The sequence below is a fragment of the Lysinibacillus sp. NPDC059133 genome, assembly GCF_042755925.1.
Classification (GTDB): Bacteria; Bacillota; Bacilli; order Bacillales_A; family Planococcaceae; genus Lysinibacillus.
Map to the genome: position 1 here is coordinate 13,062 of NZ_JBHZDH010000034.1, position 26,613 is coordinate 39,674.

The 26,613-nt window shown below is 37.2% G+C and carries 26 protein-coding genes and 1 riboswitch; of the genes, 17 read left to right on the forward strand and 9 right to left on the reverse strand.

Annotated features, from left to right (window positions below):
* The first annotated feature begins 34 nt into the window (after positions 1–34).
* The 7 genes from ACFXN8_RS16975 (at position 35) to ACFXN8_RS17005 (ending at position 6,951) form a co-directional block, all read left to right on the forward strand.
* A complete protein-coding gene (locus ACFXN8_RS16975) occupies positions 35–1,555 on the forward strand; it encodes a CoA-acylating methylmalonate-semialdehyde dehydrogenase (protein WP_386846723.1) in 1,521 nt (506 codons plus the stop codon).
* Between the two features lie 85 nt (positions 1,556–1,640).
* A complete protein-coding gene (locus tag ACFXN8_RS16980; RefSeq protein WP_376072748.1) occupies positions 1,641–2,402 on the forward strand; it encodes a 3-hydroxybutyrate dehydrogenase in 762 nt (253 codons plus the stop codon).
* A gap of 16 nt (positions 2,403–2,418) precedes the next feature.
* Positions 2,419–3,603 (forward strand): iron-containing alcohol dehydrogenase, encoded by a 1,185-nt coding sequence (locus tag ACFXN8_RS16985; protein ID WP_386846726.1) that lies wholly within the window; start codon positions 2,419–2,421, stop codon positions 3,601–3,603.
* Positions 3,604–4,228: 625 nt separating this feature from the next.
* The gene (gene fadH, locus ACFXN8_RS16990; protein WP_376072759.1) at positions 4,229–4,996 is read left to right on the forward strand and encodes a 2,4-dienoyl-CoA reductase; all 768 of its coding nucleotides are present in this window, start codon (positions 4,229–4,231) and stop codon (positions 4,994–4,996) included.
* A 68-nt stretch (positions 4,997–5,064) separates the two neighbouring features.
* Positions 5,065–5,304, forward strand: a complete 240-nt coding sequence (locus tag ACFXN8_RS16995; RefSeq protein WP_376072762.1) for a short-chain dehydrogenase — start codon at positions 5,065–5,067, stop codon at positions 5,302–5,304.
* A 250-nt stretch (positions 5,305–5,554) separates the two neighbouring features.
* Positions 5,555–5,995 (forward strand): cyclic-di-AMP-binding protein CbpB, encoded by a 441-nt coding sequence (gene cbpB / locus ACFXN8_RS17000; protein WP_376072765.1) that lies wholly within the window; start codon positions 5,555–5,557, stop codon positions 5,993–5,995.
* Positions 5,996–6,063: 68 nt separating this feature from the next.
* Positions 6,064–6,951, forward strand: coding sequence for a transcriptional regulator CcpC (locus tag ACFXN8_RS17005; RefSeq protein WP_376073190.1), 888 nt, complete (start codon positions 6,064–6,066; stop codon positions 6,949–6,951).
* 435 nt (positions 6,952–7,386) lie between these two features.
* Here the strand turns inward: ACFXN8_RS17005 and ACFXN8_RS17010 are convergent, their stop codons facing one another.
* Positions 7,387–7,773, reverse strand: coding sequence for a pilus assembly protein PilB (locus ACFXN8_RS17010; protein ID WP_386846729.1), 387 nt, complete (start codon positions 7,771–7,773; stop codon positions 7,387–7,389).
* A gap of 503 nt (positions 7,774–8,276) precedes the next feature.
* On the opposite strand from ACFXN8_RS17010, the gene ACFXN8_RS17015 reads away from it, so the two are divergent.
* The 3 genes from ACFXN8_RS17015 (at position 8,277) to ACFXN8_RS17025 (ending at position 9,626) form a co-directional block, all read left to right on the forward strand.
* Positions 8,277–8,699 (forward strand): MarR family winged helix-turn-helix transcriptional regulator, encoded by a 423-nt coding sequence (locus ACFXN8_RS17015; RefSeq protein WP_386846731.1) that lies wholly within the window; start codon positions 8,277–8,279, stop codon positions 8,697–8,699.
* Between the two features lie 126 nt (positions 8,700–8,825).
* Complete coding sequence (locus ACFXN8_RS17020; protein ID WP_386846733.1) at positions 8,826–9,131, forward strand: ketosteroid isomerase family protein; 306 nt, start codon at positions 8,826–8,828, stop codon at positions 9,129–9,131.
* Positions 9,132–9,146: 15 nt separating this feature from the next.
* Positions 9,147–9,626, forward strand: a complete 480-nt coding sequence (locus tag ACFXN8_RS17025; protein ID WP_386846735.1) for an EVE domain-containing protein — start codon at positions 9,147–9,149, stop codon at positions 9,624–9,626.
* 67 nt (positions 9,627–9,693) lie between these two features.
* Here ACFXN8_RS17025 and thiW read toward each other — a convergent pair whose 3' ends face one another.
* From thiW to ACFXN8_RS17060, 7 genes are all read right to left on the reverse strand, one after another.
* Positions 9,694–10,194, reverse strand: a complete 501-nt coding sequence (thiW, locus tag ACFXN8_RS17030) for an energy coupling factor transporter S component ThiW (protein WP_386846737.1) — start codon at positions 10,192–10,194, stop codon at positions 9,694–9,696.
* A gap of 101 nt (positions 10,195–10,295) precedes the next feature.
* Positions 10,296–10,403: riboswitch (TPP riboswitch) on the reverse strand.
* A gap of 67 nt (positions 10,404–10,470) precedes the next feature.
* Positions 10,471–11,667, reverse strand: coding sequence for an MFS transporter (locus tag ACFXN8_RS17035; RefSeq protein ID WP_376072804.1), 1,197 nt, complete (start codon positions 11,665–11,667; stop codon positions 10,471–10,473).
* Between the two features lie 222 nt (positions 11,668–11,889).
* On the reverse strand, positions 11,890–12,963 hold the full coding sequence (locus ACFXN8_RS17040) for an ABC transporter substrate-binding protein (RefSeq protein ID WP_386846740.1): 1,074 nt from the start codon (positions 12,961–12,963) through the stop codon (positions 11,890–11,892).
* Positions 12,960–13,757 (reverse strand): ABC transporter permease, encoded by a 798-nt coding sequence (locus tag ACFXN8_RS17045; protein ID WP_376072810.1) that lies wholly within the window; start codon positions 13,755–13,757, stop codon positions 12,960–12,962. Before ACFXN8_RS17045 ends, ACFXN8_RS17040 begins: the two co-directional genes overlap by 4 nt.
* Positions 13,754–14,566: an ABC transporter permease gene (locus tag ACFXN8_RS17050; protein ID WP_376072813.1), complete on the reverse strand. Its 813-nt coding sequence runs from the start codon at positions 14,564–14,566 to the stop codon at positions 13,754–13,756. The genes ACFXN8_RS17045 and ACFXN8_RS17050 overlap by 4 nt, the downstream gene beginning before the upstream one ends.
* Positions 14,556–15,662 (reverse strand): ABC transporter ATP-binding protein, encoded by a 1,107-nt coding sequence (locus tag ACFXN8_RS17055; protein WP_370076967.1) that lies wholly within the window; start codon positions 15,660–15,662, stop codon positions 14,556–14,558. The genes ACFXN8_RS17050 and ACFXN8_RS17055 overlap by 11 nt, the downstream gene beginning before the upstream one ends.
* A 17-nt stretch (positions 15,663–15,679) precedes the next feature.
* A complete protein-coding gene (locus ACFXN8_RS17060) occupies positions 15,680–16,222 on the reverse strand; it encodes a helix-turn-helix domain-containing protein (protein WP_079559677.1) in 543 nt (180 codons plus the stop codon).
* Between the two features lie 406 nt (positions 16,223–16,628).
* On the opposite strand from ACFXN8_RS17060, the gene ACFXN8_RS17065 reads away from it, so the two are divergent.
* The 4 genes from ACFXN8_RS17065 to ACFXN8_RS17080 all read left to right on the forward strand — a co-directional run bounded on the left by ACFXN8_RS17065 (position 16,629) and on the right by ACFXN8_RS17080 (position 19,273).
* The gene (locus tag ACFXN8_RS17065; RefSeq protein ID WP_285397472.1) at positions 16,629–17,171 is read left to right on the forward strand and encodes a peroxiredoxin; all 543 of its coding nucleotides are present in this window, start codon (positions 16,629–16,631) and stop codon (positions 17,169–17,171) included.
* Between the two features lie 91 nt (positions 17,172–17,262).
* Positions 17,263–17,715, forward strand: coding sequence for a TlpA family protein disulfide reductase (locus ACFXN8_RS17070; RefSeq protein ID WP_053483465.1), 453 nt, complete (start codon positions 17,263–17,265; stop codon positions 17,713–17,715).
* Positions 17,716–18,125: 410 nt separating this feature from the next.
* Entirely contained in the window at positions 18,126–18,788 is a 663-nt protein-coding gene (locus ACFXN8_RS17075; protein ID WP_376073193.1) for a potassium channel family protein, read from the forward strand.
* A 5-nt stretch (positions 18,789–18,793) separates the two neighbouring features.
* Positions 18,794–19,273 carry a hypothetical protein gene (locus ACFXN8_RS17080; RefSeq protein WP_376072821.1) on the forward strand — a complete coding sequence of 160 codons (480 nt, stop codon included), beginning with the start codon at positions 18,794–18,796 and terminating at the stop codon, positions 19,271–19,273.
* Positions 19,274–19,351: 78 nt separating this feature from the next.
* On the opposite strand, the gene ACFXN8_RS17085 is transcribed toward ACFXN8_RS17080, so the two are convergent.
* On the reverse strand, positions 19,352–20,614 hold the full coding sequence (locus ACFXN8_RS17085) for a dicarboxylate/amino acid:cation symporter (RefSeq protein WP_376072824.1): 1,263 nt from the start codon (positions 20,612–20,614) through the stop codon (positions 19,352–19,354).
* A 444-nt stretch (positions 20,615–21,058) separates the two neighbouring features.
* On the opposite strand from ACFXN8_RS17085, the gene ACFXN8_RS17090 reads away from it, so the two are divergent.
* The 3 genes from ACFXN8_RS17090 to mprF all read left to right on the forward strand — a co-directional run bounded on the left by ACFXN8_RS17090 (position 21,059) and on the right by mprF (position 26,216).
* Positions 21,059–22,660: an ATP-binding protein gene (locus ACFXN8_RS17090; protein ID WP_376072827.1), complete on the forward strand. Its 1,602-nt coding sequence runs from the start codon at positions 21,059–21,061 to the stop codon at positions 22,658–22,660.
* Positions 22,661–23,365: a response regulator gene (locus ACFXN8_RS17095; RefSeq protein WP_376072830.1), complete on the forward strand. Its 705-nt coding sequence runs from the start codon at positions 22,661–22,663 to the stop codon at positions 23,363–23,365.
* 328 nt (positions 23,366–23,693) lie between these two features.
* A complete protein-coding gene (gene mprF, locus ACFXN8_RS17100; protein ID WP_386846746.1) occupies positions 23,694–26,216 on the forward strand; it encodes a bifunctional lysylphosphatidylglycerol flippase/synthetase MprF in 2,523 nt (840 codons plus the stop codon).
* Positions 26,217–26,613: the final 397 nt, after the last annotated feature.

The following is a 26,613-nucleotide window of genomic DNA, read 5'->3' on the forward strand; positions in this document are numbered from 1 at the left end:
AGAAATTGAACAATTTTAAAGGAGGACAATAAATATGACAACGGCACATGGGGTTAAAACATTAACACATTTCATTGGTGGAGAGCTTGTGGAAGGAAAAAGTAGTCGCTTTGGTTCTGTATACAATCCTACGACGGGTGAGGTGATTGCCAAGGTGCCACTTGCAACTGTAGAAGAAACTCGGGAAGCCATTGATAAGGCACAGGCAGCATTTCCACAATGGAGAGATACGTCAGTAGCTAAACGTGCTGAGGTTGTATTAAAGTTCCGTAATCTTATTACTGAAAATATGGAGGAACTCTTACAAATTATTTGTAAAGAGAGCGGTAAAACAATTGAAGATGCGAGAGGTGAAATTACCCGTGGTTTGGAGTCCGTTGACTTAGCTATCGGTGCACCTCATTTAATGAAGGGGGAGTATTCTGTCAATGTCGGTGGTCAGATTAATGCCTACTCTGCAAAGTATCCATTAGGTGTAGTAGCGGCTATTTCGCCATTTAACTTCCCAATCATGGTGCCTTTAGCACAAACAAGCATGGCAATTGCTGTCGGCAATGCCGTTATTTTAAAAGCTTCTGAACGTGTTCCTATGACTGCCTTGTATGTGAGCGAACTTTGGAAAAAGGCTGGGTTACCAGATGGTATTTGGACGGTAGTAAACGGGGATAAAGATGCAGTAAATGAACTATTAGAAAACCCAATTGTGCAAGCAATTTCATTTGTAGGATCGACACCAGTTGCCCAATATATTTATGAAACGGGCTCGAAATACGGTAAACGTGTTACAGCGCTTGGTGGAGGAAAAAACAATATGGTTGTGATGCCTGATGCAGATCTTGACCAGGTAGCAAATGCATTTATCGGAGCAGCTTATGGAGCGGCCTCTCAGCGTTGTATGGCCATTTCTACGATTATGCCTGTTGGCAAGGATACCGCAGATCGTCTTGTTGAAATCTTAAAGGAGAAAATCACTAATTTGAAGGTAGGCTCATATACAAATCCAGAAACAGATTTTGGCCCTGTCATTTCACAGCAATCGAAGGAAGCGATTATTGCGGCAATCAATCGAGGCGAGTCTGAAGGCGCAACAGTTGTTTGTGATGGTCGTGAACTTGCTATTGTCAAAGAGTCAAAAGGATTCTTTGTAGGGCCGACATTGCTAGATAATGTTAAACCAGGCATGGAAATTTATGAACAAGAAATATTCGGTCCAGCTCGAAATGTTGTACGTGTTGATTCATTGGACGAAGCCATTCAACTTATTAATAAACATGAGCTTGGAAATGGGGTTACAATCTTTACGAATGACGGTTTAGCAGCTCGTAAATTTACAACAGAAATCGATGTTGGTATGGTTGGCGTGAATGTACCAATTCCTATTCCAGTTGGTTACCATAACTTTGCTGGATTTAAAGGTTCTCGTTTTGGAGAAGGTCATATGTTTGGTCCCGATCAAGCACGCTTCTTCACAAAAACAAAAACAATATCAGAGCGTTGGATGACAGGTCAAGCATCGACAGCATCTACGTTTGCATTCCCAAGTAATAACGACTAATACAAATGAAGAGCTGTATTCTTTTACAGCTCTTTTTAAATGGCTCAAATTATAGGTAGGATACTTTATTCTCAGGAGGGTTTGCGTGAAAGGAAAAACAGTATTTATTACTGGAGCAGCACGTGGAATTGGGTTATCCATGGCACTAGCGTTTGCTGAACAGGGAGCGAATGTAGTGATAACAGACATGAATGAACAGCTTTTAGCGGAGGCAATTAAACACAATCCGCAATTAACAGCATACACATGTGATGTTACGGATGAACAGGCAATATGTGATGCGATTGACTTTACTGTTAAAAAGTTTAAGACAATAGATATTGTCATTAACAACGCAGGGTTTCAACATGTTTCTCTTATAGAGGATTTCGCGACAGAAATCTTCGAATCCATGCAAAAAGTGATGCTTGTTGCACCTTTTATAGCAATGAAATATGTGTTACCACATATGAAGAACAATAAGTTCGGACGCATTATTAATATGGCATCCATTAATGGCGTTATTGGGTTTGCAGGTAAGGCCGGATACAATGCAGCAAAGCATGGACTTATCGGTCTAACGAAAGTAGCGGCACTAGAGGTTGCAACTGAGGGGATAACCGTGAATGCGATTTGTCCAGGGTATGTCGATACAGAATTAGTGCGTAATCAGTTTACGGATTTAGCAAAAACAAGGGGAATCCGAGTAGAGGAAGTGCTTGAGCAGGTACTTTATCCACTCGTTCCTCAAAAACGCTTACTAGATGTATCAGAAATTACAGGACTTGCGCTTTATTTAGCTAGCGATCTGGCAAAGGGTTTAACAGGTCAAGCGATTATTTTGGATGGCGGGTATACAGCACAATAGCTTAGGAGGGTGAAATATGATTCAAACAAAAACAATCTACACGGTTCATTCACCAGGAACGATCGTTTATGGACGAGATTCTTTTAAAGAAGTAGGCGAATACGCAAAAAAATTAGGGACTAAGGCTCTTATCATTAGTGATCCGATCATGGATAGTTTAGGCTTTGTTAATCAATGTAGCACTTTATTAAAAGCAAATGGATTAGAATCGTTTTCATATTTAGGCGTAACAACGGAACCAGTGGATACGTATGTAGCAGAGGGGCTTCATATTTTACAATCTGAGGGCTGTGATCTTATTATTTCTGTCGGTGGCGGGAGCTGTATCGATACAGGAAAAGCAATTGCAGTAGTTGCAACGAATGATGGTTATATTGGCGATTATATGAAACTGGCAAAAATCGCAGAGCAAGCACCGATTCCACATATTGCGATACCGACAACTGCGGGGACTGGCTCAGAAGCGACGGATGTAACAGTTATTACTAATACGAAAAATGACGTGAAAATGATGATTAAGCAGCCTGCATTTATGCCAAACATCGCTATTGTAGATCCGATTTTAACGGTTACCTCTCCACCCTCCATCACTGCAGCGACTGGTATCGATGCATTAAGTCATGCTATTGAAAGTTATTTATCTCGTTTAGCACATCCTTACTCGAATGTACTTGCACTATCAGCCATGGAGTTAATCGTTCATAATATTTTAAAAGCTTACGAGCAAGGTCATGATATTGATGCTCGGGAAGCGATGTCGCTAGGCTCCATGCAAGCAGGTCTCTCATTCTCAAATGCTTCTGTCGCTTTAGTACATGGTATGTCTCGTCCAATAGGAGCGTTATTCCATGTGCCCCATGGTATTTCAAATGCCATGCTCTTGCCAGCGGTATTAGAATTTTCAAAGGATGCTTGTGTCGATCGGCTAGCGGATCTAGGTAAGTTTTTCAATAAAGATAATGAGCAGTTATCTCAAGAGGAGCTTGCCGATTTAGCTATTGATTCGATTAAGGAAATGTGCAAGAAGATGGAAATAGGGAATTTAAAACAATGGGGAATTGATGAACAAGCCTTTTACGATGCTATTCCAAAAATGACAGCTGATGCAATTGCCAGTGGTAGCCCTGGAAATAATCCTAAAGTTCCGACACAGGCAGAGCTTATGGAACTTTACAAAATTGCCTATCACTATGAGTTTTAGGGTTTCGATAAGAAGTTGTCTAAAATAGAGTTACAAATCATATTTAATTTGTAACTCTATTTTTTATTAATTAAACCAATTTATTGGCTCATCGCCAAAAGGTGTGTATGACATTACGTATGCCATTTATCTTTTTCAAAACCCGGACGCATAGTTTATCTGTGCGAAAGCGAAGCGACAGCAACAATTATGCCAAAGAGAAATTGATATAAGTTGATGGGAGTGGAGGCTGGGCGACTCCTTGGGGATTAGCAATAGAGCGAAGGCTAAAAGCAACACATCCTGTGATAACGCCTTAGTGACCAACATCGTGTTGGCCCGACGCCCCCAAGAAAGCGCACAGTCGGAACGGAAATCAACCACACGTTATGGCGGTGATCCAATTTATTTTTTTGAAACTATATGCAAGGAAATACCCGCGGAAGAGAAGCAAATACCCGCGGAAGAGAAGCGAATACCCGCGCGCAACAGTGAAATACCCGCGAATACCCAGCAACATTAGAATCCCAGCTAGTAGAACCTTTCAATCTCTCCATGTGTTTGTAGAATTAATATGACATATTCGAGAAAATATAGTAATATTTTAAGTGAATCATCATTCATTTTTTGTGGAGGGGGAAATCGTATGTTGCAGGGGAAAACAATTATTATTACAGGTGGATCAAGTGGAATGGGGCTTTATATGGCGAAGCAATTCGTTGCTGAAGGGGCAAATGTTGTTATTACAGGTCGTAATGAGGAGCGATTGGCAGAGGCGAAAGCCTTTATTTTAGAAGCTGGAAAAACGATTGAAACATTCCAAATGGATGTTCGAGTGCCTGAGCATGCAGAGGCAATGCTAGCATTTGCTGTTGAAAAGTTTGGACAGGTTGATGGGCTTGTGAATAATGCAGCTGGTAATTTTATAGTGCGTGCAGAGGATTTATCACCTAATGGTTGGAAGGCTGTTGTTGATATTGTTTTAAATGGAACATTCTATTGTTCTTCCGCAGTCGGTAAGTACTGGATTCAAAATAATATTAAAGGATCTATTCTTAATATGGTCGCGACTTACGCATGGAATGCAGGTCCTGGTGTTATTCATTCTGCAGCAGCGAAAGCAGGTGTATTGTCATTGACTCGAACGTTAGCTGTTGAATGGGGAAAACAATATGGAATTCGAGTAAATGCAATTGCTCCAGGTCCAATTGAGCGTACAGGTGGTGCAGAAAAGCTTTGGGAGTCAGAGGCTGCTGCTGCTCGTACATTGGACTCGGTTCCGTTAGGCCGTACAGGCACGCCTGAAGAAATTGCTGATTTAGCAACATTTATGATATCTGATAAGGCAAGATATATGAACGGAGAATGTGTGACACTTGATGGTGGGCAATGGCTCAATCAGTATCCGTTCTAAAATAAAAATCTTTGCATAATGAAGAGCTGGGTTGACGCATACTAAGGGTAAAGAAAGGAGTTTTGCCGATGGGTATGTGGTTAATACCGGCTCTTATTGCCATTACGATTATTTCTGCCATTTCGCTTGTGTCGACGCTGAAAATTGCTAAAATGACGTCTCAGCGGAAATCAGAAAACGATACGCCGATTTCAGAAACTGTTGAAGAGTATGCGACTATGCTCAACCCAATAGTATGGGTATATATCATTTTTTTGCTTTTTTTAGGGATAATGATTTTTTATTATTGGAGTAAGTACGGCTATTAAAAAGATTTTTTTCTTCATTCAGTTCATATTTTCTAAATATAAACTGAATGAAGATATTTCCATTCCTATCAGGTGAAACCCTCTTATATATGCACTTTTGATACTTAGTTTTGTTTCAAATTGCTAAAATAATTCGTGGTAATAAAAAACTCTTCTCGGCCTTGTCGTGGTCATAAAAGGAATAGTTATGATATGATAAAAGGGAAGCATCCTGTTCTGCAAAGCGAGGACAGAAAAGGAGAAGAAGTTCATGATTTCAACTAACAGCAAAGACTTATTAGCAATGCCAATTAGTGAATTTATTATTTCATCTGAAAAGGTTGCACATGTTCAAAGTGGAAATAGTGCGGAACATGCACTCCTAGTACTTACACGTACAGGGTATTCTTCGATACCTGTTTTAGATTTGAAATACCGACTTCAAGGTTTACTAAGTATGAAGATGATTACTGAATCCATTCTTGGACTAGAACATATTGAATATGAAAAGTTACCAGATATTAAAGTGGATACGATAATGGATAAAGATATCGCTGTATTAAAGTTGACGGATACTTTTCAGCGAGCTCTGGACTTAGTTATTAACCACGCCTTTTTATGTGTTGTGGACGAAGAAGGAACATTTGCAGGAATTTTAACGAGACGTGTTATTCTAAAGCAATTGAAAAAATATATTTATCAAAAAGAGTAGTAGTTTAAGAGGGGACTCAGATGAAAATCATGAGGTCCTCTTTGCTTGTATCGGAGGTTTACTGATTGATGGCAACGGAGGCTGAAATTTTAAAAGTACTAGCAGAGGAACGTAATATGCGTAAAGCAGCAGAACGTTTATTTTTATCGCAACCAGCACTTTCTCAAAGGCTTCAAACTATTGAAAAAGACTGGGGAGCGCAGTTATTTATTCGTTCGCAAAAAGGACTTACGGCGACACCTGCTGGAGAGCTTATTATTGCCTATGCAACAGAAATGCTCAGCAAAAAAGAAGAGATTTATGAAACAATCCAATCATTAACGACGAAAGTAAACGGGACATTGAAAATCGCCTGTGCATCGATTGTCGGACAAAACTGGCTTCCGATAATATTAAAGGATTTTGTAACGAAATATCCTGAGGCAAAAATTTCTCTTATGACCGGCTGGAGCTCTGAAATTGTAAAAGCACTTTATGAGGGTGAGGCTCATGTAGGGATTGTGCGTGGGCAGGTTGATTGGAGAGGGGAAAAAATTCATCTTTTTCGTGACACCCTTTATTTAGTAGATAAAGAGTTAAAAACGATAGAAGATGTCCTGACGTCAGACCGACCTTTTATTCAATTTAAAAGTGATTCCAACTATTATCAGGAAATTCAACAATGGTGGCGGCAGCATTTCGCATCAAATCCACGAAAACAAATTTTAGTTGATCAGATTGAAATTTGTAAGCAAATGGCATTGAATGGTATCGGTTATGCTATTTTGCCTTCAATAACGTTAAATGACAATGATGGCATTAATAAAATTGCATTAACTAATAATGAAAAAGAATTTGGTTTAACACGTGATACTTGGTTAATTGGCTATGAATCTTCATTTGAGTTACGACAAGTAGAGGCTTTTGTAGAGGTAGTGCAAGACCATGCACGATGTTTGTTTGATTATACGAAATAAGAATACTATCAAGGCAGTCCCAAGTGATTCACTCGGGGTTGCCTTTTTTATCTGGATTAACGTCCATAAAACCCTATTGGTGAGGACAATGAAGAAAGCCACGCTAATTAAAGTTTAACTCAATGAGCTAATTCTTGGCCTATCACCAAAAGTTAATACTTTGTTTATTAAAACATATGCCATGCATATAAGTTGGTCTTCGTTACGACTAGGGGACTCCTTGGGGATCAGCGATAGAGGAACGAAGGCTAAAACCATTACATCCTGTGATAAAGCCTTCGTGACCAACATCGGTGCTGTTGTTGCTGTCGCTGCGCTTTCGCACAAAAAACATCTGTTGTCCAGACGCCCCAGGAAAGCGCCCAGTCGGAACGGAAATCAACCCCACGTTATGTTGAAGGGTTAATTTTTTCGTATTAATCTCCAAAAAAAGCTTCAACTATTAGGTTGAAGCTTTTTAAATGGGATAGTTAAAATTGAGAACAATGGGAAAATCAAATATAAAGAGATTAAATTATCAAGAGTTAAGAACCAAATATCAATACAACCTATCAAAATTAACCCTATAATATTAAACAGAATAAACGATATCAACTTATTTCCAAGCTTTTTAGAAATATAAATATTAATAGGAGCTACCAAAACAATAGTAAATAAATAGATTGCTAAATAGAACAGTACAAAAAGCATTGCATTCTCATACATCGAAAGAGGCATTAATTCCGATTCCGGATCCCTCTCGATAAATAGAATACTACACGTGGTAACTAATGCTACTATTATCGGTAATAGAAGTATCTTTGCCATATAACTTTTTGTCATTTGAGTTACCTCTTTTAGTTATTATAATCCAGTCCTTATTCGAACTGGATTATGATAACTATTATAAAAAAAACAGTATAAATTCTCAACTTTATCCTATTTTCATTATCCGAAAAAGTCACTTCCGTGTACACGAGTCATATTTCCGATGTTACGATTATTATGCATACAACCGTAGTATTTAACAGCACCATTAACCGGAACACGCATTTTAGTTGAACATGAACCATCTAAAACGATTGAATTTGCAGAGTCAAATCCCAATTGTGTTAAATGATTTTTGAGCACACCAACATTTACTTTTGAACCAATATTATGAGAAACAATCAGATAAGCTTTGCCTTTTGTATTATCCCACGCTAGATTGCTCTTTTGTAAAATTAGAAAATTTTTCTGTGATAAGAAAAATTTATCTTGTAAATAATGTGTATAAATGTAATGATTGATGATAGTAATAAAATATTACTATCATTTTTAAGTACTACAGATTTGGAGGGGCAGACATGACCACTATAATGAATTCATTTGGTTTTCTAAGTTTTAAATTAGCGGAGGCTTTAGAGGAAAATCTCGAGCAATATATTAGTGAAAAATTTCAAATGAAATCCAGAGAAGTCGGGATTATGATGGCTGTAAAAGACAAAAAACTTAGCCAAATTCAAATAGGACAGATGCTAAAGTTGGATAAAAACAGTGTCCGCTTTTTTATCGATGATCTAGAAAGAAGAGATTATGTTTATAGGGAGAAAAATCAAGAAAATAGAAGAGAGAATTTAATAGGCCTTACGGAGCAGGGTGGAAATTTGGCAGAACAATTAATGAAGACCCTTGCGATTTCTGAGAATGAAGTTTTAAATGTACTTTCATTGGAAGAAAAAGAGCAATTGAAAAGCATTTTGACAAAAGTATATGAAAATCGTGAATAGGGTTTAACTTTTTTCAGCAACCTGCTGAAAGAAGTTAAACCCTCCGGACGCAATTATGCCGAGGCATAATTGATAACCTTATCAAATAACAAGAAAGAGTGATGACAGATGAAAGCAGTAAAGGTTATGGAAGAATATTTAAGAAGAGCACAAGAAGAGGGCCAAGATTTATCCGATATGTATGCAGATCATGGGGAATTGAAAAATTTTAAAGGTCAAACTTTTAAAGGGAAAAAAGAAATACAGAACTTTTACATGTCACCTATGCCGAAAGGCTTTAAATTAACGATCCAAAATATTGAAGGCGATGATATAGAATGTAGCGCAATTGTTTCAACAACTTGGGATGGTTTACCAAACCCAGTGATTCTGGAAGAGAAGCTGATTCTTGAAAATGAAAAAATAAAATCATTTATGATGAATCCAAAATAAAAGGAGAAGGTAGCTATGTCATTAAATCCTAATAAAAATCCTCTTCCTACGCCTGAAAGAGACACGAAATATTGGATTGGAGTAGTATCTCTTAATCATGTTCAAAAAGGGGTTGAGGGAGGATTCGGCCAGTTATGTCATGGTAAAGAGAGACCTTTGAAACGAATGCAAAAAGGAGATTGGATCATTTATTATTCTCCTAAAAACAGTCTAGATGGTAACGAGCCTGTAAGAGCATTTACCGCAATTGGAAGGATAAAGGACGAGCGAATATACGAGTTCCAAATGGCAGAAAATTTTATTCCTTTTAGAAGAGATATAGACTTTTATAAAGAAGCAAAGGCTGTACCAATAAAAAGGATCTTAGATTATTTAGAATTTGTAGAAGATACATCGAAATATGGCTATAAATTCAGGTTTGGTCATTTTGAAATAAGTAAAAAAGATTTTTTATTAATTGCTCATGAAATGGGATTACCATTGAAGTATGAATGAATTTAGTTGGAACAAAAAAACGTTACTTTTTTAATTAATTATCATTAAGAAGTAACGTTTTTTAATATTATTTAAGCAGAGTGTGTAGGTTAGTTACAAATACAGTCTTACGCAAATTGCTAGCAATGACAATGCCTAACATAGCACCAATAGTACTTGAGGTTAAAAAGGCTGGCATGAAAAATAAAGAAGCAACGGATGTTCCCATTACTAAATGCGCGTAAGGTACTGCAATGAGAGAGGCAATAATACCTGTTCCAAACATTTCACCGACACCTGTTAGCCATTGCTTGCAGCTGTATTTATAGGCAAGAGCTGCACATAAAGCACCAATGACACTGCCAGGTATAGCTAATAATGAGCCTGTGCCTGTTAAAATACGAATAATAGCTGTGACAAAGGCGACCATAACAGTAGGCACTGGTCCAAGAATGATAGCGCCAATAACATTTATAGCATGCTGTACAGGATAGGCACGCGCAATTCCCGTTGGTATGGATACGAAGGTAGAACCTGCTACGGCAATTGCTACTAATAAGGCCATGATTGTTAATTTTCGAATTGACATAATCTCCACTCCTTTTTAGTATTTTAGTGAATTGCTGATAAACCAGACAAAAAAGCCGCTTCCTTAAAACAATAGGAAGCGGCCTTGCATTTAATAGTAAAAAGCAAGTGTCGACACTTCCCTCCGCTAGTGTGAACTAGATCAGGTTCAAAGGGTCCGTATATGATAATATACGTCTCAGCCTTTTAAAGACTCCCCTAGTGGTAATTAATAGAACTTTTGGTTTTTCACATATTAATGTAGCATACTACTAAAAATAGTCAATAACTTTTCAGACTATTTTGTATCAGGATGCATAAGATGTGGTGCTTTTTTCATTGTCCAAATAAGGGCAAGGAAGAAACAAGCCATTAAAATAATAGACCCGAATATATAAGGACTGTTCATATTCCAATCGAATAATATACCTGCTAAAGCTGGACCAATCATATTACCAAGACTCATATAAGCATTGTTTAGACCAGCTGCATAGCCCTGTTCATTCTCAGCAAGCTTTGAAATCAATGTGTTGACAGCTGGGCGAATCAATGTCGTAGCTGTAGAGAAGATTGTCGCTACAATTAAAATAAGTGCAAAACCAGATGCGAATAATATTAAGAAAATCGAAACGGCTGCAATAAATAAATTGACTAACACTACTTTCATTTCGCCGAAGCGATTAAACAGCGGTGTAATAACAAACATCTGTACAACAACACCAAAAGCGCCGCCCATAACTAAAATAATAGCGATATCAGTAGGTGTGTAATTAAACTTCTCTGTCACAAATAATGATAATGTTGTTTGGAAGTTAGCAATCCCAAAAGAGAATACAAGCATGATGATTAGCATGACAAAATAAGGCATTCGGACTGAACGGGCCATCTGTTTTGCAAGATTATCCTGCTTCTGCGCTTTTTTCGCAGTGTTCGGTTTTGTAGCAGGTAATAAAAAGAACGATAAAATAGCTGCTAAGATAGCTGCACATCCAGCAGTATAGAATGGAAAATGCAAACTAACTTTTGAGAGGAATCCACCGATACCTGGTCCGATCATGAAACCCAAGGACATTGCTGCCCCTAGCATACCCATACCTTTTCCTCGTTCCTCATACGTTGTGACATCTGCTACAAAAGCCATTATAGGAGGAGCTACAAATGCAGAACCAAGACCACCTAAAAAGCGTGCCAAGAAGAGCATCCATACATCTGTAGAAAGCCCGAAACCAATTTGTGCAAGTCCTGTTACGATAAGACCGAAAATAATGAGATTTTTTCGACCGTATTGATCCGAAAGATTCCCAGCGATTGGAGAAAATACGAATTGTGCAAAGGCGAACGTTGCAATCAACATACCAAGTACTTGTCCTGCAGCACCAAATAGTTTTAAATAATCAGGCATGACAGGAATAATAATTCCGATACTCCCCATTGCGATAAACATATTAAACATTAAAATATACAAAGCCGCCTTGTTAGACTTCTGCTGGGTCATCGAATACCCCTTTCTTTAATCAAATATACTACAGTCTACCACAAGGTTTGTACGTTTACTATTGACTATAAGTCTGAGATTCACTAGTAAAGTTATAGGGATTCTTTTATTTAACATAAATACGACCTGCTAGTTTTCCACAGAAGTTTACCTCCAGCTAAACGAAAAAAGCTGTTCTCAACGTTTGTAACGTGAGAACAGCTATAAGTGGGTTAAAATGGTTTATCGAATACTCATTTTAAATTCTAAAAACAGCTCATTGTATTTGCCTAAGTAATCAGGGCCTAAGTTCGTATAAACTTCCAATGTTTTACGTTGTTCTTCTGAAGGATAGAAGCGCTGATCAGTTACAACTTCCTTATCCATTAACTTCATCGCTGCAGTATTAGGGGTAGAGTAGCCTACATAATCAGCGTTTTTAGCACCTGATTCAGCTTTTAGCATAAAATTAATGAAGGCATGTGCACCGTCTATATTTTTTGACGTTTTTGGGATCACCATATTGTCAAACCATAAGTTTGAGCCTTCCTTTGGTACAGCAAAGTCTAAATCTTCATTTTCCGATAACATGTCAGCTGCTTGACCAGACCAAGTGAGTGCTACAGTAGCTTCATTATTAACCATCAGCGGTGTAATTTCATCTCCAATAATGGCTTTAACATTTGGCGCTAATGTGATTAGTTTATCAGTAGCTTTACGTAGCTCCTGGTTATTTAAAGAGTTGAGTGAGTAGCCAAGACTGTTTAAGCCCATGCCAATTACCTCACGTGCACCGTCTACTAAAAAGACTTTACGTTTTAATGAAGGATCCCATAAGTCCTTCCAAGATGAGAAGTCTAGGTTTCCAACGAGCTTTGGATTATAGACAATACCGACTGTTCCCCAGAAATATGGAACAGAATATTTATTGTCGTCATCAAATGGTAAATCTAAAAAATAAGGATCGATATTTTTTAAATTAGGGATTTTCGTTTTATCTAAAGGAATAAGTAAGTTTTCTTCCTTCATTTTTTCAATCATATATTCAGAAGGGACTGCAATATCGTAAGCCGTACCACCTTGTTGAATTTTTGTCATCATTGCTTCATTTGAATCAAATGTCTCATAAATGACGTGAATGCCTGTTTCTTTTTCAAATTGCTTTAGTAAATCCGGGTCAATATATTCTCCCCAGTTAAAGATAGTTAACGTATCTTTACCACTTTTCCCACCACCAGCACTTAGGGCGTCAGCAGCATAGAATAAAAGGGCGGAAACGACAAGTATGGCGATTGTTGCTTGAATTAATTGCTTCATTGAGTTCCCCCCGTTCTTTTACTAGCGCGGCTTGTAATGAAGTAATAGCCAACTACGACGATAACCGTTACAAAGAATACTAAACCAGATATAGCGTTAACCGTTAAGGAAATACCGGCACGTGCCATCGAGTAAATTTCAACAGATAATGTACTGAAGCCGTTACCTGTCACGAAAAACGTTACCGCAAAATCATCTAGAGAATACGTTAAGGCAAGGAAGAACCCCGCAAAAATACCAGGTTGAATATACGGTAAAATAACACGCATCAAGACATCTTTTTTCGTTGCTCCCAAATCTAATGCAGCATCGATTAATGATTTATTCATTTCTAATAGTTTCGGTAAGACCATCAGTACAACAATTGGGACACTGAACGCTACATGTGCTATTAACACAGAAGTAAATCCTAATTTAATACCAATCATTGTGAATAAAATTAAGAAGCTTGCACCAATAATGACATCCGGGCTAACAATTAACACATTGTTTAAAGAAAGTAGTGTATTGCGCATTTTTGAATCTTTAACAGTGACAATGCCAATAGCTCCTAGTGTCCCAATGATTGTAGAAATCAATGCAGAGAGTAATGCGACGATAACTGTATTAATTAGAATTACGAGTAGACGTGAATCCTCAAATACGGCTATATAATGTTCTAACGTAAAGGACTCAAAATTATTCATTGATCCGCCACTATTGAACGAATAGAAGATTAAATAGAAGATAGGTGCATACAAAACGATAAAAACAATCGCTAAATACACTCTTGCTGTAGCAGATAGTTTTTTCATCGTACGCGACCTCCTTTATCCTTTTTCTGTCCTGTAATTAACATAACGATGACCATAAATAAAATTAAGAACACAGCAATTGTTGAACCCATTCCCCAGTTTTGGGTTACAAGGAATTGTTGTTCAATAGCTGTACCCAGTGTAATAACACGATTTCCTGCAATTAAACGAGTGATCATGAAGAGTGATAATGCAGGAATAAATACAACTTGAATACCTGATTTAACACCGTCCATTGTTAAAGGCAATATAACGCGACGGAATGTAGTAAAGGCAGATGCCCCCAAATCACGTGCGGCATAAACAAGAGCCGGATTTAAACGATCCAATGAGTTGAAAATCGGTAAAATCATAAATGGAATAAAAATATAAACGGATACGAACACAAAGCTAATGTCAGTGAATAGCATTTGCTTCGGATCAAAACCAAATACTTCGATAAATGCATTTAATGGACCGTACAAGCCGAAAATCCCAATAAAGGCATATGTTTTTAACAAAAGATTAATCCAAGAAGGAATAATAATTAGTAAAAGCCAAAGCTGTTTATGTTTCGTCTTCGTTAAAAAATAGGCTGTTGGATACGAAACAAGTAACGTAAAGAACGTAATTAAAAACGCATACCAGAATGAACTTAATGTCATTTTTAAATAGACAGAAGAAAAGAAAGCTTTATAGTTATCGAGCGTGAAATTGCCATGTATATCTAGTAGGGAATAGTAAACAACGAGTGCAATCGGCGCGATAACGAAAAACGCAATCCATAAAACATATGGAAATAAGGCTGATTTCGAAGTCTTAGTTTGCATCTTCGTCGTCTCCATACGCCTCTAAACGTTTGTCGAATTCTTCTTCTGTTTCATTTAAGCGCATTACATGAATTGCTTCTGGATCAAAGTCTAAACCAATTTCTGTCCCTACCTCAGCTTTTTTCAATGAATGCACGAGCCATTCATTCCCATCTTTGTCGTACGTAGATAATTCATAATGCACCCCACGGAACAATTGAGTATCAACTTTAACGACAAGCTTGCCTTTATCGATTGTTGTCATTTCTAAATCCTCTGGGCGAATGACAATATCGATTTTTTCGTTTGGCTTCATACCTTGGTCAACACATTCAAAAACTTTACCAGCAAATTCAACTTTGAAATCTTCAATCATCACGCCAGGAACAATATTTGATTCACCAATAAAATCAGCAACGAAGCGGTTAATTGGCTCATCATAAATATCTACCGGTGTACCAGATTGTTGAATTTCACCTTCACTTAAGACAAAGATTTCATCACTCATGGCAAGTGCTTCTTCTTGATCGTGTGTGACAAATACAAATGTTTTTCCAAGTCGTTGTTGTAACTCACGTAACTCATATTGCATTTCTGTACGTAGCTTTAAATCTAAAGCTGAAAGAGGTTCATCAAGTAAAATTACTTCAGGATCGTTCACAATCGCACGAGCAATTGCAACACGTTGACGTTGGCCACCAGACATTTCAGAAATTTCACGATTGCCATAGCCTGCTAAGTTAACGAATTTTAATGCTTCAACAACACGGTTTTTAATTTCACTTTCAGGAAGCTTTTTTATACGAAGCCCAAATGCGACGTTTTCAAAGACGTTTAAATGAGGAAACAAAGCATAATCTTGAAAAACAGTATTTACTTGGCGTTCATTTGCTGGCACTGAGTTGATTTTTTTATTATGAAAATAGATATTTCCTGTTGTTGGTTCTGTGAATCCAGCGATCATACGTAAAATAGTTGTTTTACCACAACCGGACGGACCTAGTAGTGTATAGAATTTTCCCTTTTCTAGCTCCAGGTTAATGTTTTTTAAGACGACCGTGCCGTCATTATAGGACTTTGAAACGTTTTCAAAGCGGATAATCGAATTCGTTGTCATAGATGCGCCTCCTTAAGCTATAAATATGAATCCGTTGCGACAAGTAAAATTTTGGTTTCATCAGCATGTGCATTAAAAATTTGATGATGATCTGTCGCTTCAAAATAGAGAGCATTGCCTTCACTCGCTATGTACTGTTCATCTCCTAAAACGAGACGAATACGCCCTTCGACAACATAAATAAATGTTTCTGAAAGGGAGGGTTCAAACTGCTTAAATTCACCATCAGCAGCAAGTGTTAAGAAAATGGGCTCCATTTCTTTTTCATTTGATGTAGGAATCAGCCACTGAATTTCATATTTCTTTTCTTCATCTGTATAAGTGGATTGATCTTCCTCTGTATATACAACCTTTTGTTCAGGTGCTCCATCATCGAAAAATTCCTTAGGTGTTGACCCTAAAACTTCTAATAGTGAAAATAGTGTTTCAATGGAAGGTGAATTTAGATCACGTTCTAATTGTGAAATATACCCTTTACTTAAATCTGTACGTTCTCCAAGCTCCTCTTGGGTAAGACCTTTTTTTAAACGAAGCGCTTTGATTTTTGCTCCTATTTGCATCTTTTCCCTCCTAGAAGAAGTTTAGCAATCATAAACTTTTGAAATACGAAGTTTACTTTAACGAAACTTTTAGTTTACTAAAACCATTACAATTATACATAATAATAAAGAATTTGCAATCATTTTTAATGAAAAAAAAGTAGATGAAATTTTTAGAAATTATACATAAATTTTGTGTAGAAAAATTTCGTTTAAACTAGAATAAAATTGTTAAAAGTAGCTAATAAATAGGCTGTAGCAGCTATTCCATTTGGTGATTTGACGAAAATTTGTCAGATAATTAAAAGTGTGCACTTTTGTGAAGTTTACTTGTTTGAAAAACTACGATTACTCTGCTATCGTAGAAGACGAGTTCGCTGGTGCGAATGGAATATATACACTACATATATAATCGGAGGGATTTATAATGGCAGAACGCATGGTAGGTAAACAAGCACCTGACTTTACAATGGAAGCGGTACTTGCAGACAAATCATTTGGCAAAGTATCATTAGAAGACATTAAAGCACAAGACAAATGGACAGTACTTTTCTTCTATCCAATGGACTTCACTTTCGTATGTCCAACAGAAATCACTGCAATGAGCGATCGTTACGATGAGTTCGAAGACTTAGATGCGGAAGTAATCGGTGTTTCTACTGATACAATCCACACTCACTTAGCTTGGATTAACACTGACCGCACTAAAAACGGTCTTGGTGAGTTAAAATACCCATTAGCAGCGGATACAAATCACCAAATTTCAAAAGAATATGGCGTATTAATTGAAGAAGAAGGTATCGCACTACGCGGCTTATTCATCATCAACCCAGAAGGCGAATTAAAATACCAAACAGTATTCGATAACAACATCGGCCGTGATGTAGACGAAACTTTACGTGTACTTCAAGCTTTACAAACTGGTGGTCTTTGCCCCGCAAACTGGCGTCCAGGTCAAGCAACTCTATAATTTAGAGTTTTAGATCATTCAACAAATAAAGAGTCCCCACAGTAAGTTTGTGGGGATTTTTTTAAACTTGATATATAAAGGAGAATGTTTTATGAAACTTCGTGAACAAATGCCTGAACTTGTAGGCGCAACAACTTGGTTAAATGGTGAAGTAACAAAAGCGGATTTAGTAGGCGAAAAACCAACGTTAATTCACTTCTGGTCAGTTAGTTGTCATTTATGTAAAGAGGCAATGCCGGATGTCAACAATTTCCGTGACCAATACAAAGATGAGTTAAACGTTATTGCCGTGCATATGCCACGTTCTGAGGAAGATACAAACTTAGAAACGATCAAATCGGTAGCAGCAGAGCATGACATTGTTCAACCAATCTTTGTTGATAGCGAATTAAAGCTTACAGATGCATTTGAAAACCAATACGTACCTGCATATTTTGTGTTCGATAAAGATGGTCAACTTCGTCACATGCAAGCTGGTGGCAGCGGTATGAAAATGTTGGAAAAACGTGTAAATCGTGTTTTAGATGAAATGCGTAACGCATAAAATAGCAGATTAAGAGGCGAGGGATATTTTCCCTCGTCTTTTTTATGGAAAACGGGATTATTTTGGAGCTCGGCAAATGTGACTTACCCTGAGCGAATAAGGAATCGAGTTGATTGAAACAAGAGCAAGCGGATGGAGAAGTAACCCGAGCGAAAAAGAGGTTGACCTGATCACTTCCTCGAGCAACCCGAGCAGTTTTGGGTTAACCTGATCACTTCCTAGGCAACCCGAGCAGTTTAGTCTCTCACCCGACTAAATCCTGACAACAACCGAGCAAAAAAAGCCACTAAGCAGAACGGTCCTGTCCAATGATTGTCTTTTATTGACGAATAGTCTCTTGTTTTGACGATACATATAGCAGAGAATGCGTTACAATAATGGTATAGTAGTTTTCGGAGGGATTTATAATGATGAAAAAAGAGTTTGCTGTCATTGGACTTGGACGTTTTGGAGGAAGCATTTGCCGCGAACTAATGAGTCAAGGTGCACAAGTTATGGCGATCGATCATTCCTCAGAGCGGGTGGACGAGTTTGCTTCCATTGCCACACAGGCCGTTATCGCAGATTCGACGGATGAATCGGTATTAAATTCATTAGGTATTCGTAATTTTGAGCATGTGATCGTAGCGATTGGTGAAGATATTCAGGCTAGTATTTTGACGACTATTATTTTAAAAGAAATAGGCGTTCAGCAGATTACTGTAAAGGCACAGAATGATTACCATGAAAAAGTTCTGCGTAAAATTGGTGCAGATTTTGTCGTGCATCCTGAGCGTGATATGGGGATACGCATTGCCAATAATATGCTGTCTAATACAGTGCTTGATTATTTGGAGCTTTCTGATGAACATTCAATTATGGAGCTTAAGGCCAATGATGTGATTGCAGGCTACTCCATTATGGATTTAGATATTCGTGCAAAGTATGGGATTAATATTGTAGGTCTTAAGCGTGGTTCAGATATCATCGTATCTCCGCAGGCGAGTGATAAAATTTTGCTAGGAGATATTATGCTTGTCATTGGGGCTGATGTAGATATTAATCGCTTTGTTAAAAAGGTATTGAATGGGTAATGAAAATGAATAAACGAAGATGGAAACTAGTTATATTTGCTGCAATTATTCTGATTATCGCTTTTACATTGCAGTTTCGCGAAAAAAATGAGGAAGAGGCTATTTCTCACATTTTAGATCATGCAGCAGAAATTGATGCAATTGAGCTATTTAAAGGAGAGCAATCTTTATTTAAAGCAACAGGTCAGGATGCAACTGCCTATATTGAAAACTATCCTCTAAGCCATGTTAAGAAATTAAGCAAAAAAGAGCGATCTATATTTGAAGAAAAACCACTCTATCATATTGTCTACGAAATAAAAGGAGAGCCTTTATATGAGGTGGATATTTTAAAGGTCGCTATTAGCTCTGAGCTAAATGAGGAATTACAGCAGATGGTTTTTAATGTTGGAGATCAGCAATATTTGAACTATTGGGCAAAAGAGAAAAAAGCACTTGAGCAATCAACAAATACGCAACGTTTGCTTGAACAATATGTTAAATAAAAAGGGTAGTGAAACAGCAACAAGCTGTCATCACTACCCTTTAAGAAACTATAGATTTTTAACTTAACGTTTTTATTTCTAGGACACTATCGTAGTTTTTCCCTGAAGTGCACGTTCGTGCATCTCCACATCAAACTCTTTTTCAGATTTCGATACGACTACACAAGCTACACCGTTACCAATTAAATTTGTTACGGCACGTGCCTCAGACATGAATCGGTCAACACCAATTAGTAGCGCGATCCCTTCGACTGGAATCATTGGGAAAGCAGCAAGTGTCGCTGCTAATGTAATAAAACCAGAACCTGTTACCCCAGCGGCTCCTTTAGATGTAATCATTAAAATCCCAAGCAGTGTAATGATTTGAATCCACGTCAATTCCATTCCGTATGCTTGTGCAATAAATAAGGCAGCCATGGATAGGTAGATGGAAGTTCCATCAAGATTGAAGGAATAACCGGTTGGTACTACTAATCCAACCACTTGCTTAGAGCAACCATAGTTCTCCAATTTACGCATCATAGATGGCAAGGCAGATTCAGATGATGAAGTACCAATGACTAAGAAAATTTCATCCTTAATATAAGCGATAAATTTAAAAATACTAAAGCCGAAGAATTTTGCAATTGTGCCTAAAACAAAGACTACGAATAAGAACATTGTAATATAGACGGCAGCCATTAATAGACCTAAGTTGGCCAAAGATTTTAAACCAAAATTACCAATCGTATAGGCCATTGCACCAAATGCACCTATTGGAGAAATTTTCATCACCATACTTACGATTTTGAAGAAAATTTCTGCCACTTGTTCAAAAAATGTAATGACAGGTTTCGCAGGTGCGCCAATAGAAGCAGCTGCTAAGCCGAACAATATTGCAGAGAATAACACAGGAAGTAATTGCCCCGCTGCAAGTGCACCTACAACGTTTTCAGGAATGATGCTAGAGATGAAAGCGCCTATACCTTGCTCACTTTCTGCAGCAGCAGTTGTATATTTTGAGATATCAGCTTCGGAAGCACCTGATGTATCTAATCCAGTACCAGGACTAACGATTATTGCAACAGCAATACCGATTGCTAAGGCAATGGTAGAGACAATTTCGAAATACAGTAACGCCTTTCCTCCGATTTTTCCAACCTTTTTCATATCCCCCATACTACCGATTCCGATTACAACTGTTAAGAAGATAATAGGGGCGATTAACATTTTAATTAGCTTGATGAATAAGTCTGCCAGGATTTTAAGGCTGGCACCAAACTCAGGGAAGATGGCTCCAACAATAACCCCCAAAATGATCGCAGCTATAACCTGAACAGTCAAATTTTTCAGTAATTTCATTTTATGCTACCTCTTTTCTAAAATTTTCTCTTTGATATCGTTTTCACTAGAATTATCATAGCGAATCCTTTTGAAAAAAAGAGGTTTAGAAAATAAGAAACATATCGTTCATTAAGTACATTCATCCATATTTTAAGTGAAACGTAGTGTTTTTAATAGTTTAAGCTGTTATGATACTGTTTGATGAATTTACTATTGTTATAATACAAAAGTAATTAGTGATAGAAAATTTTGTTTTATACCAATTTTTCGTAATATTGTTCATTAAGTTCATGACTTTCTCCTATTTATGTCAACTAAAAGTGTTGTCAAAAGATTTTTTTGAAGATAATCTTAAAAGCATATCATTTGTAGAAGTGAGCCGAGTTACATCCCACTGATAAGATAATGCCGAGGCATAAATGATTAGTGCAAATGCAAATTTGGAAAGGGGGAGGATTTCGAATGATGAAAATGCCTGTAAACGGCAAAATACTGTTAGTGACATTTTTAATCATTGCATTCTCCTTTTTACTTGGGGGCATTTTTGTACTTGGTAACCTCTTAACGGAGCAAGAAAAGGAGTTTGGTCAGCGTGCTATGCTCGTTGCGCGGACTGTATCAAATGTGCCAGAAATCAGTATACATTTGAAAGATGACAATATTAAAGAAGCGGCGAAAAATGTCAATAAAATTGTAGATGGAATTCGTGTTGTTAATAAAGCAGAGTATATTGTTGTGATGAATAAGAATCGTATTAAACTATCTCACCCAGTCAGTAAAGAAATAGGGAAACGTAGTGAATCACAGGATTTAAATGCTGCCTTTAGTGAGCATTATTATGTATCGAAGGCGCAAGGGGAAGCCGGTGTAATGATTCGAGCGTTTGTCCCTATTATTGATGAGAAAAAGGAACAAGTAGGCATTGTCGTTGTAGGGTATTCACTACCAACTTTTATAGAAATGCTGCAAAATTATGAGCATGAAATTTTTATCACTATTCTTATATCGCTTGTTTTTAGTATTTGGGGGGCATATACACTTGGCCGACATATTAAAAAGCAAATGTTTGGGCTTGAACCCCATGAGATTGCGAAGATGTATGTGGAACGAACAGAAACGTTCAATGCTATGCATGAAGGCATTATAGCGGTCGATAAAGAAATGAATATTACAATTTTTAATGAAAAAGCAGCTGATATATTAGGTGTTACTAGAAAGATAGAGGATTGTATCGGGGAAAATATTTATGATGTTTTGCCTGACACACGATTGCCAGAAATTGTTGAAACAGCAAATCCTGTATACGATCAAGAGCTTTACATCAATCATCATAGTATTTTGAGTAATCGTGTCCCGATTATTGTAAATGGTGAGTTAGTCGGAGCAGTTGCCATGTTTAAAGATTTAACCGCGGTGAAAAAGCTTGCAGAAGAGGTAACAGGGGTTAAAGCTTTTGTTCAAGCGCTGCGTGTACAAACACATGAGCATAAAAATAAGCTTCATACGATTGCAGGACTACTGCAGTTGGGACATACAAAGCAAGCACTTGAATACGTTACAGCTACTACCGAAAATGAAGCTTCTTTAACGAAGTTTTTGAATGAACGCTTTCATAATGAAAATATTTCAGGATTATTGCTAAGTAAAGTTAGCTACGGCAAAGAATTAGGCATACAAGTAGAAATCGATCGAAAAAGTCATTTTAAACGCTTTCCACCATTATTAGATCACCACGATTTTGTTGTCTTGTTAGGAAATTTAATTGAAAATGCCTTTGAAGCGCTAAATGTGCTGTCAAAGGATGATAAATATGTAGCGATTTCTGTAGATGAACATGATGGTGTGTTAGCAATTGCTGTTTCTGATAATGGAATTGGGATGTCAGAAGAGGTGCAAGCTCGTATGTTTGAAAATGGATTTTCTACAAAGGCAAATGAGAATCGCGGTATTGGCTTGCATTTAATACATGAAATTGTAAGAAAAGGTAATGGTGATATTGAGGTAGTGAGTGAGTTTATGAAGGGGACAAGTTTCTTAATCTTATTGGAGTTAGGAGAAGAGTAGATGGATGTAATAAATGTGTTATTAATTGAGGACGATCCGATGGTACGAGAAGTGAACAGGCAATTTATTGAGCAAATCAAAGGATTTTCGCTAATAGGCTATGCTAGTAATGGGATAGAAGGGATTGAGAGGATTAAACAATTAAACCCGGAGCTTGTCTTTATGGATATTTTTATGCCTGAGCAGGATGGTATCACTACGCTAGGGAAAATTCGTGAAGAACATCTCCCGGTTGATGTTATTGCTGTAACAGCTGCGAATGATATGCCTACTGTGCAGCGAATTTTACACCTAGGCGTCTATGATTATATTATGAAACCTTTTACGTTTGAACGAATTGAGCAAACTTTAAAGAATTATCAAACATATAAAAAGGAAATAAGCGGTATGCAAGATCTAACACAGCATGATGTGGATCATCTAATGCAGCAACGTATCCTTGAGCAAGAGGCTGTTCCTCCGATCGTGGAGACAATTTTAATAGAAGAGCTACCAAAGGGTTTTAACCGAGCAACATTAGACAAAGTGCTTGCCTATATTCAAGAAAGAAGCGAAGCGGTCTCGGCAGAGGAAGTGTCTACATACATTGGAACAGCGCGTGTAACGGCTCGACGTTACTTAGACTTTTTAGAAAAACAAAATTTATTAAAGGTGGATATACAATATGGAAGTGTGGGACGTCCTATCCATCGATATTATATTTAACATCTTTCAGTGAGTGACCAAACACCCGCTGAAGCACTGCGCTTTCGCACAAAAAACATCTGCAGGCCTAAGCACAAAGCCGATTCCGGACGTAATTATGCCGAGGTATAATTGATTCTGCATCGGTTGTCTTATAAAGCTGTTTAATACATCTTTTATAGGGCAAACCTTTTTATTATAGTAACTATGGGTATCTGGGAACGATACATATAGCAGAGAATACGCTACAATAATGGTGTGTTAGTTTTCAGAAGATTTTTTTAAAAAAGAATCTGCTGTCAATGAACTTAGATGTTTCAAGAAAGCTTATGGGGAGTAGGTTTAGCACATGTTCAACGTTCGAAAAGAGGCGCTATTGAAGTTTTTGAAAGTTCTATTTCCAATAGTACTTTTAGCGATAGCTATTTATGAAATTCTACAATCGATAAGTGGGATAGATGTTCATTTACTTAAGAAAGAAGTGAATGAACTGCAGATATGGGAGCTCTTATTTATTCTTTTCATCACCTTCTTTGCCATTACACCGATGATTTTTTATGATGTTATTTTAGTGAAAATAGTAGGAATCAAAATAAATAAACGTATTTTGCTGAATCATTCATTTATTGTGAATACCTTCTCTAATCTTATTGGCTTTGGTGGTTTAGTTGGTGTATTTTTGCGTAATTATTTCTATTCTAAATATAAAGAGGATAAGGAAGACTTGTTAAAAAGCATAGCCTCCGTCACACTCTTTTATTTAACAGGGATTTCACTGTTAGCCTGGATGATGTATATATTCTTTTGGGACTTCCCATTGCTGAAAGAGGTGCGATGGTTAAAGATAGCGGTTATTCTTGTTAGCTTATATGTTCCGATATTTATTGCTATGCACATCATTCGCTATAAAAAATCAGGTTCTATAAGTCCAAAGATCTCGCTTCAATTGATGGTAACTTCAGTAACTGAATGGCTTGCGGTCTTTTTAGTGATCTGGATTTTAACGTTTATTTTGAAGATACCAATAGAATTATCCGCTTTAATTCCTATATTTTTAATTGCTTCTTGTGCAGGAATTGTCAGCATGATACCTGGTGGAGTTGGCTCATTTGACCTTGTTTTTTTATGGGGGACTCAAAGTGTAGGAATCGCTGATGAGAAAGTGCTTTTTCTATTAATTTTGTACCGGATTGGCTACTTTGTGCTTCCGTTTTTAGTGTCTGCTCTTTTATTTGTAAAAGAATATTGGAATCGTTGGAATCAATCGTGGGATGACTTGCCGAATGTTATTTTTCAGAAGCTTAGTCACACGTTATTAACGATATTGGTATTTCTTTCTGGCATTGTATTATTGTTATCAGCTTCGGTGCCGGGGGTGTTAAGTCGACTAAAAATAGCACAGGAATTTTTATCTTCGCCAATCATGCATGTCTCTCATCAACTGACTGTTGCAGCTGGCTTTATTCTCTTAGGGTTATGTAGGGGAATTAAATATAAAGTAAAAAGGGCATATCAGCTTTGCCTTATAGTGCTCAGTAGTTCCGCACTATTTTCGATTTTTAAAGGCTTCGACTATGAAGAAGCGATTTTTTTAGTGATTGTTGCAGTGTTGTTAATTGCCTCCAAAAAACAATTTTACCGTGAAAGTTACGTTTTGACATGGGGGATCGTTTTGGTTGATCTTGCTGCAGTGACAATCATTACAGCGATGTATGTATTGATTGGTTATGTGAACTTACCTACTTCCATAATTCATATTCCGGCCACTTTGCAGGAATACATTATTACAGATTACCGAGACCTATTTTATAGTGCAGTAATGGGTATCCTAATAGCAATTGTTATTTTTTATATAGGTTATTTTATCCGTGCACCTAAGAAAATGGAAAAGCTTTTGTCTAGTGCGCAGGAAGAGAGTATCAAACATCATTTGATGACCTATAAAGGGACAGAGTATTCACATTTGATTTTTTTACATGACAAATTTGTACATTGGAATAAAGAAGGGACAGTTTTATTTTCTTATCAAATATATGCAGATAAGATCGTTGTACTCGGAGATCCTGTGGGAAATGAAGCAGATTTTTTATCTGCTATTCAGGAGTTTTTGGAATTGGCGGACAAGCATGGCTATACACCAGTCTTTTATGAAATTAACAATAAAATTTTCCCTTCCTTACATGAGCATGGGTATAGTTTTTTTAAGCTAGGCGAGGAAGCTTTTGTAGACTTAGATAAGTTTACACTTACTGGTAAGGGAATGAAGGGACGTCGAGCGGTAAAAAATAAATTTGAAAGAGAAAATTTTACTGTTGATATAGTAAGCCCTCCTTACTCACAGGAATTAATGAATGAATTGAAAGAAGTATCAACGAAATGGTTGCAGGGAAGGGCAGAAAAAGGCTTTTCTCTTGGCTTTTTTGATGAACACTATTTAAACACTTCAAACATTGCCATTTTACGTGGCGCAGAGGGAGTTATTGGCTTTGCCAGTATCATGCCCATGTACGATAATGGCGAAAGAGTCTCAGTAGATCTCATGCGTTTTAAGCCAGGAGCACCATCTGGAACGATGGATTTCATTTTCCTATCGCTCTTTGAATGGACAAAGACAGAAGGCTATCGTGTTTTTAATATGGGGATGTCGCCATTGTCAAATGTCGGGCGGTCTAGGTATTCCTTTTTGAGTGAAAAAATTGCAGCACAAATATTTTTACATGGGCAGCATTTCTATCATTTTAAAGGCTTAAAAAACTTTAAATTAAAATATGCAGATTTTTGGGAGCCAAAGTATATAGCGTATCGAAAGAAATCTTCATTGCCATTTACAATGGCACAAGTCACGCTATTGATTGGCAAAAAGAGAAAATAAGTAGCGAAGGTTCACTCTGATTGACTAGAGTAGGAAGTTCAATAATCTTTTTAAAGAGTCTGTGCTGCCAGCATAATTACTTAGACGGAAGTATTCGCTTGGCCAATCAAAAAAAAGATGCATTGTAAAATTACTTTACGATGCATCTTTTTTGATGGATTTTTATCGCCGGAAAAATGGACACCAACACCGATAGAACCTCAAAATCGCCGCTAAACAATAACGATGTAGCATTCCGGAAGAAGTGAAAGCGCCCAGTCGGAACGGTAATCAACCACCCTTCATGATGAAAATTCAGAAAATTGTAATTTTATACTTGATTTTCCATAAACGCTTTGTAATAATAGAGAAAATTTTAGTTCTGAGATGAACCTTCACAGGGAGCGGGACTATAAAA

What these genes read in the sequence shown, in the direction of transcription:
- ACFXN8_RS17070 (WP_053483465.1), top strand. Translation starts at nt 17,263, where the DNA reads ATGAAACTTCGTGAACAAATGCCTGAACTTGTAGGCGCAACAACTTGG.
- ACFXN8_RS17025 (WP_386846735.1), top strand. Translation starts at nt 9,147, where the DNA reads ATGTCATTAAATCCTAATAAAAATCCTCTTCCTACGCCTGAAAGAGAC.
- ACFXN8_RS16975 (WP_386846723.1), top strand. Translation starts at nt 35, where the DNA reads ATGACAACGGCACATGGGGTTAAAACATTAACACATTTCATTGGTGGA.
- ACFXN8_RS17065 (WP_285397472.1), top strand. Translation starts at nt 16,629, where the DNA reads ATGGCAGAACGCATGGTAGGTAAACAAGCACCTGACTTTACAATGGAA.
- ACFXN8_RS16995 (WP_376072762.1), top strand. Translation starts at nt 5,065, where the DNA reads ATGGGTATGTGGTTAATACCGGCTCTTATTGCCATTACGATTATTTCT.
- ACFXN8_RS17055 (WP_370076967.1), bottom strand. Translation starts at nt 15,662, where the DNA reads ATGACAACGAATTCGATTATCCGCTTTGAAAACGTTTCAAAGTCCTAT.
- ACFXN8_RS16985 (WP_386846726.1), top strand. Translation starts at nt 2,419, where the DNA reads ATGATTCAAACAAAAACAATCTACACGGTTCATTCACCAGGAACGATC.
- ACFXN8_RS17040 (WP_386846740.1), bottom strand. Translation starts at nt 12,963, where the DNA reads ATGAAGCAATTAATTCAAGCAACAATCGCCATACTTGTCGTTTCCGCC.
- cbpB (WP_376072765.1), top strand. Translation starts at nt 5,555, where the DNA reads ATGATTTCAACTAACAGCAAAGACTTATTAGCAATGCCAATTAGTGAA.
- ACFXN8_RS17035 (WP_376072804.1), bottom strand. Translation starts at nt 11,667, where the DNA reads ATGACCCAGCAGAAGTCTAACAAGGCGGCTTTGTATATTTTAATGTTT.
- ACFXN8_RS17020 (WP_386846733.1), top strand. Translation starts at nt 8,826, where the DNA reads ATGGAAGAATATTTAAGAAGAGCACAAGAAGAGGGCCAAGATTTATCC.
- ACFXN8_RS17095 (WP_376072830.1), top strand. Translation starts at nt 22,661, where the DNA reads ATGGATGTAATAAATGTGTTATTAATTGAGGACGATCCGATGGTACGA.
- ACFXN8_RS17075 (WP_376073193.1), top strand. Translation starts at nt 18,126, where the DNA reads ATGAAAAAAGAGTTTGCTGTCATTGGACTTGGACGTTTTGGAGGAAGC.
- ACFXN8_RS17045 (WP_376072810.1), bottom strand. Translation starts at nt 13,757, where the DNA reads ATGAAAAAACTATCTGCTACAGCAAGAGTGTATTTAGCGATTGTTTTT.
- fadH (WP_376072759.1), top strand. Translation starts at nt 4,229, where the DNA reads ATGTTGCAGGGGAAAACAATTATTATTACAGGTGGATCAAGTGGAATG.
- ACFXN8_RS17085 (WP_376072824.1), bottom strand. Translation starts at nt 20,614, where the DNA reads ATGAAATTACTGAAAAATTTGACTGTTCAGGTTATAGCTGCGATCATT.
- ACFXN8_RS17060 (WP_079559677.1), bottom strand. Translation starts at nt 16,222, where the DNA reads ATGCAAATAGGAGCAAAAATCAAAGCGCTTCGTTTAAAAAAAGGTCTT.
- ACFXN8_RS17005 (WP_376073190.1), top strand. Translation starts at nt 6,064, where the DNA reads ATGGCAACGGAGGCTGAAATTTTAAAAGTACTAGCAGAGGAACGTAAT.
- mprF (WP_386846746.1), top strand. Translation starts at nt 23,694, where the DNA reads ATGTTCAACGTTCGAAAAGAGGCGCTATTGAAGTTTTTGAAAGTTCTA.
- ACFXN8_RS17080 (WP_376072821.1), top strand. Translation starts at nt 18,794, where the DNA reads ATGAATAAACGAAGATGGAAACTAGTTATATTTGCTGCAATTATTCTG.
- ACFXN8_RS17015 (WP_386846731.1), top strand. Translation starts at nt 8,277, where the DNA reads ATGACCACTATAATGAATTCATTTGGTTTTCTAAGTTTTAAATTAGCG.
- ACFXN8_RS17050 (WP_376072813.1), bottom strand. Translation starts at nt 14,566, where the DNA reads ATGCAAACTAAGACTTCGAAATCAGCCTTATTTCCATATGTTTTATGG.
- ACFXN8_RS17090 (WP_376072827.1), top strand. Translation starts at nt 21,059, where the DNA reads ATGATGAAAATGCCTGTAAACGGCAAAATACTGTTAGTGACATTTTTA.
- thiW (WP_386846737.1), bottom strand. Translation starts at nt 10,194, where the DNA reads ATGTCAATTCGAAAATTAACAATCATGGCCTTATTAGTAGCAATTGCC.
- ACFXN8_RS17010 (WP_386846729.1), bottom strand. Translation starts at nt 7,773, where the DNA reads ATGACAAAAAGTTATATGGCAAAGATACTTCTATTACCGATAATAGTA.